General features: G+C 77.7%; 7 protein-coding genes. 3 read left to right on the forward strand and 4 right to left on the reverse strand.

The features are described from left to right. The first annotated feature begins 86 nt into the window (after positions 1 to 86). Positions 87 to 908: an N-formylglutamate amidohydrolase gene (locus ACZ63H_RS30885; RefSeq protein WP_469870718.1), complete on the forward strand. Its 822-nt coding sequence runs from the start codon at positions 87 to 89 to the stop codon at positions 906 to 908. A gap of 62 nt (positions 909 to 970) precedes the next feature. On the opposite strand, the gene ACZ63H_RS30890 is transcribed toward ACZ63H_RS30885, so the two are convergent. Genes ACZ63H_RS30890 through ACZ63H_RS30900 form a run of 3 tightly spaced genes read right to left on the reverse strand, consistent with a single transcriptional unit; the run spans position 971 to position 3,500 of the window. Beyond that, positions 971 to 1,423: a hypothetical protein gene (locus ACZ63H_RS30890; protein ID WP_469870720.1), complete on the reverse strand. Its 453-nt coding sequence runs from the start codon at positions 1,421 to 1,423 to the stop codon at positions 971 to 973. Between the two features lie 14 nt (positions 1,424 to 1,437). Beyond that, positions 1,438 to 2,076 carry an RNA polymerase sigma factor gene (locus ACZ63H_RS30895; protein ID WP_469870722.1) on the reverse strand — a complete coding sequence of 213 codons (639 nt, stop codon included), beginning with the start codon at positions 2,074 to 2,076 and terminating at the stop codon, positions 1,438 to 1,440. Beyond that, a complete protein-coding gene (locus ACZ63H_RS30900; protein WP_469870724.1) occupies positions 2,073 to 3,500 on the reverse strand; it encodes a S8/S53 family peptidase in 1,428 nt (475 codons plus the stop codon). The genes ACZ63H_RS30895 and ACZ63H_RS30900 overlap by 4 nt, the downstream gene beginning before the upstream one ends. Before the next feature lie 76 nt (positions 3,501 to 3,576). On the opposite strand from ACZ63H_RS30900, the gene ACZ63H_RS30905 reads away from it, so the two are divergent. Further along, positions 3,577 to 6,189: a CHAT domain-containing protein gene (locus ACZ63H_RS30905; RefSeq protein ID WP_469870726.1), complete on the forward strand. Its 2,613-nt coding sequence runs from the start codon at positions 3,577 to 3,579 to the stop codon at positions 6,187 to 6,189. A gap of 22 nt (positions 6,190 to 6,211) precedes the next feature. Here the strand turns inward: ACZ63H_RS30905 and ACZ63H_RS30910 are convergent, their stop codons facing one another. Beyond that, positions 6,212 to 8,290: a helix-turn-helix transcriptional regulator gene (locus ACZ63H_RS30910; RefSeq protein ID WP_469870728.1), complete on the reverse strand. Its 2,079-nt coding sequence runs from the start codon at positions 8,288 to 8,290 to the stop codon at positions 6,212 to 6,214. Between the two features lie 94 nt (positions 8,291 to 8,384). Here ACZ63H_RS30910 and absR1 point away from each other — a divergent pair, with 94 nt between their 5' ends. Continuing rightward, positions 8,385 to 9,470: a beta-glucuronidase AbsR1 gene (gene absR1, locus ACZ63H_RS30915; protein ID WP_469870730.1), complete on the forward strand. Its 1,086-nt coding sequence runs from the start codon at positions 8,385 to 8,387 to the stop codon at positions 9,468 to 9,470. Positions 9,471 to 9,595 lie beyond the last annotated feature (125 nt).

Here is a 9,595-nt window from a genome sequence, read left to right on the forward strand (position 1 = left end):
CCCACCCCCCCCCCCCCCCCCCCCCCCCCCCCCCCCCCCCCCCCCCCCCCCCGCGCCGGGGCCCGTTGTCGGTGGCGTGTGGCACCGTGATCACGCACGACGCCACCGACGATCCCCTGGAGCAGCCCGTGACCCCGTTCGACCTCCTGCCCGGCGCCGCGGACTCCCCCGTGCTGCTGCACGTGCCGCACTCCGCGCGGGCGATACCCGACGACGTGCGCGCCGGGATCGTGCTGGACGACGGCGGGCTGGAGCGGGAGCTGGACCACATCACGGACGCGCACACCGCCGAGCTGGCCGAGCGGGCCGCCGCGCTCGCCGGGGTGCGGCCCTGGCGGTTCGTCAACCGGCTGTCGCGGCTCGTGGTGGACCCGGAGCGGTTCCCGGACGAGCGGGAGGAGATGGCGGCGGCCGGGATGGGCGCGGTGTACACGCGGACCACGCACCGGGCCGTGCTGCGGCCCGCGGACACCGACCCGGAGCCGCTGCTCGCGCGGTACTTCCGGCCGTACGCCCGGGCCATGACCGAGGCGGTGGCCGGCCGGCTGGCCGCGACCGGCCGCGCCGTGATCGTCGACGTGCACTCGTACCCGACGGAGCCGCTCCCCTACGAGCTGCACGGCACCGGGCCGCGTCCGCCGGTGTGCCTCGGCACGGACGCCTTCCACACCCCGCCGGCGCTGGCCGAGGCCGCCCGCGAGGCGTTCGCCGGCCACGGCGGGACGGGACTGGACAGCCCGTTCGCCGGGACGTACGTACCGCTGGAGTTCTACGGCACCGACGCCCGGGTCGCCGCCCTGATGGTGGAGATCCGCCGCGACACCTACATGACGGAACCGGGCGGCCCGGCCGGCCCCGGACTGGACCACCTGGCCGCGGCCCTGGCGAGACTCCTCGACACGCTGTAGCCGGTGCCCGTCGGCGCGTGCCCCGGCCGGGGGCGGCCCGGCCGCGGCGCGCGCCGGGGCCGTCACGCCCGGAGCCACTCCGTCACGATCACTTCCGCGCCGGTGTGCAGGCGGAGGGCGAACGGGCCGGTGGGCGGCCGGTCGCCGGTGAAGCGGCCGAGGGAGTCGGTGGTGAGCGGGCGGACGTGGCCGGGGCCGCCCAGGAGTTCGATCCGCGCGGACTGCGGCGGCAGCAGCTGTCCGATCAGCCCGTCCCCGGTGACCTCGACGTCCACGGTCACCTCGCCCGCGCGGAAGGTGAGCATCCGCGGCGGGTCCAGGGCGCCCCGGACCGGCAGCGCGTCCACGAGCGAGTCGAAGGCCAGCTCGGCGAGCCGGGCGTCCAGGTCGTGCAGGGCGAACGCGTCCAGGGCCGACTGGACCAGCCCGGGCGGGACCGGGTCCCACACGGCGGCGGACCGCCGCAGTTCCTCCGCCAGCAGCTCGTCCGCCAGTTCGTCCGGTTCCCCGGGCATCCCGTCGTCACCGTTCACAGCGCACCCCGCGCGTCCATCCGGGCCCGCAGCCGGCGCAGGCAGCGCTGGCGCAGCGGACCGATGCTGCCGACCGCGATGCCGAGCGCGGCCGAGATCTCCCCGTAGCTCGGCGGCGGCGAGGCCATCAGCACGCGCAGCAACTGCCGGCAGCGCTCGCCCAGTCCGTCCAGCTCCTGCCACAGCCGGCGGACCCGCTCGGCCCGGTCCGCCGCCTCCTCCGAGTCGATCAGCGACTCCTCCGGCGTCCGCTCCTCGCTGGCCCGGTCCAGCACCCGCGGATCGTCGGTCAGGGTCAGCCGCGCCAGGCCCTTGAGCACCTTCAGGCACTCGTGCCGGGCCGTGCTGGCCAGCCAGGCACCGGCCTTGTCGGGTTCGCGGATGCGGCCGAGGTGCTGGGCGAAGCGGAACCACACCGTCTGGAAGACCTCGTGCCCGTCGGCGTCCGAGAGCCGGTGGGCCCGTACCACGGACCACACCAGCGGACTCAAGCCTTCCACCAGCGCCTTCCAGGCCGCGGCGTCCCCGTCGACGGCGGACCGGACCAACGCGCCGACCTCTGTTCGGTCCACGACTCCACCCCTTGTGTACGGCACGTCATCGTACGCCGTGGAGCGGAGGGTCCCGGCCCTCATACCGGCAGCGCCGGGAGCGCGACCGGCACGGGCCGCCACGTGGGCGGGAAGAGCGCCGGGACGTACGCCCCGCGCACCTCGGCCCGGTCCGTGGCGGCCGCCAGCAGCGCGGCCCCGGCCGCCCGCGGATCGCGTTCCCCGTACCGCGTCATCCGGGCGGCGACGAGGCCCGCGACCACCGGGGTGGCGAACGAGGTGCCGCTCCACTGCGCCATCCCCTCGAACATCACCTGGTCCGGTTTGCCGCCCGTGCTCTCCAGGCCCTCGCTCAGCACGCCCGTGTGGCTCGGGTACCGGCAGGTGCACGGGTACGCGTCGGAGCCGAACCGGCAGGCGTCGTAGGTGGAGTGCTGGTAGACGTACGGCACCGGGGCGGTGAAGCCGGTGAGGGCGCTGGTGAGGCGCTCGCCGGGGGCGTGCACCCGTACCCAGGGGCCGTGGTTGGTGAAGCAGGCGCCGCCCTCGCCGTCCGCGCGCAGGGCGCCGACCGACAGCACGCTGCCGGCGTACTCGGGCAGCCCGGCGTAGGCGGCGGGCCAGAACGGCACGGCGCTGCCGTTGTTGCCCGCGGCGGCCACCAGCAGGGTGCGCTGCTCGCGCAGTTCCCGCATGAACGGGTCCAGCCCGATCAGGCCGCGGGGGTCCTTGCCGGGCGTGCCGGCGGACAGGCTGATGATGTCCGGCCAGCCGTCCCGGTCGACCGCCTCGAAGAGCAGCGCGCCGAACTCCGACTCCAGCACGGCACCGGCGTCATTCAGCGTGCCCCGCACGGTGATGTCGGTGTTGGGCGCGACGGCCGCGAGGATCCCGGCGATGAACGTGCCGTGGCCGACGTACTGGCGCAGCACGCCGGCGGCGTCGGTCTCGGACCGCTGGGCGTCGCCCGTGGTGTGGGCGAGCGGCGGGTAGCGGTGGTGGTCGCGCACCAGGCCGGTGTCGACGACCAGCACCCCGACCGCGGTGGCCGGGTCGTGACCCCCCTCCGCGGCGGCCGGGTTGGCGGGTTCGCCGCGCGGGACGGGCACCGGCTCGTCGCCGGGGCAGGCGTTGACCGCGATGTGCAGGACGTGGTTGCGTCCCGCCAGCCGGCGGCCCCGCCGGTCCTCGGCCTGCCGTACGGCGCGCAGGGCGTGCGGCACGGTGTCCTCGCCCTCCTCCGGGTGGCCGACCCGGATCCGGGTGACGCCGGTGCGGCCGGCCTGCGGGCCCTCGCGGCGCACGTGGTCGGGGACGAGGCCCCGGGTCTCGGTGAAGTGGGCGCGCACGGCGTCCTCGACGAACGGGGCCTCCTCGCCGTCCGGGACGAGGACGACGCCCTTCTCGTACAGCAAGCCCGCCGAGCCGTCCGGACCCATGGTCAGCGGGACGTCCGGCATGGCGCGCTGGATGTGCTGGAACTGCTCGTGGAAACGCTGTGGTGCCACCTGGCATCCTCCCCCGTGGACGGTGCTACGACTGTGAGAGTCGCGGGACCGCCGTCTGATACAGCAGGCCACTACCATGCGAGACGTGACAGCGGGAAGCGAGTCGGTTCTCGAGCTGCTGCCCATGGTGTTCGCCGACCCGGGCGAGGCCCGGGCACGGGCGGAACACGTGCTGCGCGCCGGTCCGCCGCCGCTGCACGCCAGCGTGGCCCACCAGGTGCTCGGCATCTGGCAGCGGGACTTCGGCGACCTGCGGATCGCGCTGCGGCACCTGCGGCGGGCCCGGGACCTGGCCGCGCGCGCCGAGTCGGCCGACCGGGAGGCCGACGTGCTGGCGACCCTCGGGGTCGCACTGGTGCACGCGGGGCGCACACGGCAGGGGCTCGCCGCCTTCGAGCGGGGCGTGGCCCGGGGCGGCGGCCACACCCGGGCCCGGGTGCTGTACCGGCGCGCCTACGTCTGGTGGGTGCTGGGCCGGCACCGGGAGGCGCTGGAGGACGTACGACGGGCACTGCCGGTGCTGCGGCAGGCTGCCGACGACATCTGGACCGCGCGGGCGCTGACCCTGCGGGCCACCGTGCACCTGGCGCTCGGCGCGGTGGACCGGGCGGTCGCGGACTTCACGGCCGCGGAGCGGCTGTGGGACACCACCGGCCAGGAGCACGACAAGGCGGACGCGGTGGAGAGCCGGGGCCTGGCCGCCTTCCGGTCCGGGGACATCCCGGCGGCGCTGCGGCTGCTGGACGAGGCCGAGGAGCGCTACGCCAAGCTGGGCACCCCCACCTACAACCTGTCGATCCGGCGCTGCGAGGTGCTGCGGGCGGCGGGGCTGGCGCCGGAGGCGCTGGCCGAGGCGGACGCGGCGATCGCGGAACTGGACCGGATCGGCGGGCAGTCCACCCGCAAGGCCGAACTGCTGCTCGCCGCCTCCTGGGCGGCCCGTTCGGCGGGGGACGCGCACACCGCCATAGCCCGTGCCGCCGTCGCCGTACGGCTGTTCGCGGCGCAGCGCCGGACGTGGTGGGAGACGCACGCGCGGCTGGTGCTGATCGAGGCGCGGGTGGCGGCCGGGCGCCGGTCGGGGCGGATGGTCGCGGACGCGGCGGCGGTCGCCGGGAAGCTGGCCGCCTTCGGCTCGCCCGCCGCGCCGGAGGCCTCGCTGCTGGCCGGCCGGATCGCGCTGGCGCTGGGCTGGACGGCGGACGCGGAGCGGCACCTGGCGGTGGCCGCGCGCAGCCGGTACGGCGGGCCGCCGCCGGCCCGGGTGACCGGCTGGGCGGCGCAGGCGCTGCGGGCGCGGGCGGCCGGGTCCCGGCGGGGCGTGCTGGAGGCGTGCCGGCGCGGCCTGGACGTGCTGGACGACCACCGGATGACACTGGGCGCCTCGGAGCTGCGCGCCCACGCGACCGCGCAGGGCGCCGAACTGGCGGCGCTGGCCCAGGAGGTGAGCCTGGCCCAGGGCAGTCCGCGGCGGCTGCTGGTGTGGAGCGAGCGGTGGCGGGCGACCGTGCTGTCCGCGCCGCCGACCCGGCCGCCGGACGATCCGGCGCTGCTGAGCGGGCTGACCGCCTACCGGGAGATCGCGGCCCGGGCGGAGGCCGCCCGGATGGACGGCCGCCCGGTGCCGGCGCTGGAGCGCGAACAGCGGCGCCTGGAGCGGGAGATCCGCTCCCGCACCCGGCACATGGGCGGGGCCGCGGCGGGCGCCGGGTACCGCTTCGACGTGGACCGGCTGCTGGACCGGCTCGGCGCCGGGCACCTGGTGGAGCTGGTCGTGGTCGACGGCCGGGTGCACGTCCTGCTGTGCGGGCGGGGCCGGGTGCGGCGGTTCGCCGGCGGGTCGCTGGCCCAGGCGGTGGCCGAGGCCGGGCATGTGCAGGCCGCGCTGCGGCGGCTGGCGCATCCGGGGGCCGAGGCGCGGCTGCCGCTGGTGGAGGAGGCCGGCCGGCGGCTCCAGGACCTGCTGCTGGGCGGCGCGGTGCCGCATCTCGGGTCCGGCCCGGTGGTGATCGTGCCGCCGGGCGCGCTGCACCAGGTGCCGTGGGCGCTGCTGCCCGCGCTGCGCGAGCGGGTGCTCAGCGTGTCGCCGTCGGCGGGCAGCTGGCTGCGCGCCCGGGAGACCCAGCCGCCGCCGGAGGGCCGGCCGGTGCTGGTGCGCGGTCCGGGCCTGGCGACCGGCGGTGCGGAGGTGCCCGAGCTGGCGGACCGGTACGGCACGGCGACGGTCCTGGAGGACGACGAGGCGCGGGTGCCGCGGGTGCTGGCGGAGCTGGACGGCGCGGGCCTCGCGCATCTCGCCGCGCACGGCACGTTCCGCGCGGACAGTCCCCTGTTCTCCGCGCTGCGGATGGCGGACGGGCCGCTGATCGTGCACGATTTCGAGCGGCTGGCCCGCAGCCCGTACCGGATCATCCTCTCCAGCTGCGAGACCGCCCGCCTCGCCTCGGTCGGCGCGGACGAACTGCTGGGCGTGGTCACGGCGCTGCTGCCGCTCGGCACGGCCGGGGTGGTGGCGAGCAGCGCGCCGGTCAACGACGCGGCGGTGGTGCCGCTGATGCTGGCCCTGCACAAGGGCCTCGACGCGGGTCTGTCCCTGGCCGAGGCCCTGCGGGACGCCCGCGCCGCCCTGCCGGGCGACGCGGTCCACCAGGCGACGGGGTGGGCGTTCGCGGCGTTCGGGGCGGCGTGAGGACGTCCGCTCCCGGGCGCCCCTAAGCCGTCTCGCGCGCGTCCACCAGCCAGGGCAGCGCGGACCGGTCACCGGTGCCGAGCCGGGTGTACGCGCCGTACAGGTGGTTGCCGACCGTCCGTACGGACAGCGTCAGCTTCTCGGCGATCTCCCGGTTGCTCAGCCCGGCCGCGGCCAGCGTGACGATCTGCCGCTGGCGGGCGGTGAGTTCGCCGAGGACCAGTCCGGCCAGCGCGGGTGTGTTCGCGCCCTGGCAGCGGCGGGCCAGGGCGACGGCCCGGGCCCGGGACCGCCGGGCGGCGCTCGGGTCGCGGTGCGCCCGGGCGGCCTGGGCGTGGGCCTCCGCCGCGTACAGCGTGAATCCCCGCTCCGCCAGCGCCTCGGCGGCCCGGTCCAGCGCGGGCCCGTCCGCGCGCGCGAGGGCGTCGGCGTGCCGGGCCAGCACGCTGCCTTCCGGGAGCCGTCCGGCCGCCCGCCCGGGGTCGCCGAGGCGTACGGCGTCGTAGCGGGCGTGGACGTCGTCCGGGTCGCCCCTGCCGTCCGGTCCGTCCTCGGCCAGCCGGAGTTCCCGGCGGCAGCCGTCGTCCGACGGGGCCGTCCGCAGCCCCTCCCGGGCCCAGGCCGCCGCCTCGCGCAGCTCGCCGCGCAGGCGCGCGAACCGGGCGCGGGCCCCGGCGTACCGGGCGGGCAGCGGGCCGCCGTGCGCCACCAGCCACTCCCCCACCGGCGCGGGCACCGGCCGGACGTCCAGCCGCTCCATCCGCCGCACCAGCGAACGCCGTTCGGCCTCCAGCGCCGGGCCGTACGCGGGGACCGCGCGGCCCAGCCGCCGGGCCCGCAGCCGGCCGGCCGAGGCACGCAGCACGGCGCCGTGCAGGGGGTGGGCGAGGGTGACCGCGCCCTGTGCGCCGACGTCGATCAGACCGTCGGCCTCCAGGCGTTCGAGGGCGTCCAGGTCCAGGTCGTCCGCCGGCAGCGGCAGGGGTTCGGCGAAGGCGAGGCGGTCCAGGACGTCGCGTTCACCGGGACCGGACCGCTCCAGGGCGCCGGCAACCCGCTCGCGCACCGCCGCCGTGACCGGCAACGGCCCCCGCCAGGCCCACTCACCGGTACCGGCGACGCGCGCCGGCCGGCCGGGCGCGGCGAGCCCCGTCCCCGGAGCCGGCACCGGCGGGCCCGATGCGGCGGGCCCGGCCCCCGAGCCGGCCGTCATCCGGTCGCTTGCGGCGCGCATGGCCTCCACGTCGGGCGTCACCCGTACGGTCCGGACGCGCATGGCTTCCACGTCAGGCGTCACCCGTACGGTCCGGACGCGCACGGCTTCCGGGTCGGGCAGCGGGCGGTCCGTTCCGGCGTGCGTGGCCCCCGGGCCGGCCGTCACCCGGTCGGCCCCGGCGAACGCCGCCCCCGGGCCGGGCGCCGACGCGACTTCGTCCGGCTCCGCCCCCGGGCCGGACGTCGGTGAGTCCGGTCCGGGGGCCGGCGCCGGACGGCCGGGGGTGGTGAGCGCGGTGACCAGGTCGCGCAGGAGCCGCAGGTCGCCCCGGCACGCCTGGTGCAGGCGGCGCACGGTGAGCGGTTCCAGGCCGGTGCCGGCGAGCAGCCGGGCGGTGTCCTCGCCCGGCAGCGGGCCGAGGGGCAGCCGGGGCAGCAGTTCCCCGGTCCACAGCCGGGTCACCGCGCCGGGCGCGCGTACGCCGTCGGCCGCGGCCACGATCAGCCGGGTGCGGCCGTGGACGGCCAGCTGGTGGACCAGGGCGGCCGAGGTCTCGTCCAGCAGTTGGGCGTCGTCCACGACGAGGACCCGCACACCGGACAGCGCGCGGAGGGCGCCGTGCAGCGAGAGGGTGTCGGGGAGCAGGTGCGCGAACGCCGCGAGGGGCAGGCGCCGGGCCTCGGGCGTGCCGGTCACCCGGGCGTGGTCCAGGCCACGGACCGCCTCCGTGATCAGCCGGGTCTTGCCGTGGCCCGCCGGTCCGGTCACCGCGATGCCGGGCCGCCCGCCGGCCGACGCGCCGCGCACCAGCTCCAGTTCCTCCGCCCGGCCGGTGAACGGCCAGGGCGCGTCCAGGGTCTTCGGGTGCAGTTCGTCAGTGCTCACACCATGCTGAGCGCGGGTACTCGGTTCTGATACAGGGCGACTTGAGTAGCCCCCGACTCGGGCGCGCCGCCGGGTGGGGCGGCATCCTGTCGGCATGACCCGACGCCTCTGCTCGCTTCCGCGGCAGCCGGTCCCGGCGTTCGCCCCGGGACTGACCGCCGAGCGGCTGGGCGCCCTGCTCGCCGGGCGGCGGATGTGGGTCAACGGCACGGTGCTGCACTACTGCTTCCTGGACGCCCGCGCCGACGCCTCGGTCATCCCGGTCCCCGGCACCGGGGAGCTGCGCCGGGTGCCCTGGGCGGGCGGCGCCGAGCAGCGGGAGGTGGCCCGCGACTGCTTCCGCGAGTGGCAGGACCTCGGCATCGGCGTCACCTTCGCCGAGGTCGCCGACCGGCACGAGGCGGAGCTGCGGATCGGGTTCCAGGCCGGTGCCGGGTCCTGGTCGGCGGTGGGCCGGGACGCGCTGTCGGCGGGCCGGGGCGAGCGCACCATGAACCTCGGCTGGGACGTGACCGCACCCGGGGAGCGGGGCACGGTGCTGCATCAGATCGGGCACGCCCTCGGCATGGTGCACGAGCACCAGAGCCCCTGCGCGGGGCTGCACTGGGACGACGAGGCGGTGTACGCGGAGCTGGCCGGCCCGCCGAACTTCTGGAGCCGGGAGACGACGTACACCAATGTGCTGGGCCGGCTGGACACCGGCGCGGCGGAGGCCTCGGTATGGGACCCGCAGTCGGTCATGACGCTGCCGCTCGGGCCGGGGCTGGTGCTGGAGCCGGAGCAGTACCGCGGCGGGCTGCGGCCGCCCGGCAGCCCCTCCCCGGCCGACAAGGAGTTCGCGCTGCGCTGGTATCCGCCCGCCGGTCCGGCGGGGCCCGCCGCGCTGGTGCCGTTCCGGTCGGTGCCGCTCGGCCTCGGGCCGGGCGAGCAGGCGGACTTCACCGTCGAGCCGCCGCAGACCCGCGAGTACACCGTGGGCGCCTTCGGCGAGGCCGACACCGTGCTGGTGGTCTTCGAGGAGCGGGACGGGGAGCCGCGCTTCCTCGCGGGACACGACGACGGCGGCACGCCGGACGGCGCCGCCGTCCGGGTGCGGCTGGTCAAGGGGCGCCGCTACACCGTCCGGATCCGCCTGTACTCCACGTGGGGGCCGGGAGAGACGGCGGTCATGTGCTGGTGACGGCACACGGACGGCACGGCGCCGCGGTCCGGCACCGGGGGAGCGGGGGGGGGGGGGGGGGGGGGGGGGGGGGGGGGGGGGGGGGGGGGGGGGGGGGGGGGGGGGGGGGGGGGGGGTGGGGGTGT

Source organism: Streptomyces sp. NPDC104831 (assembly GCF_055583025.1).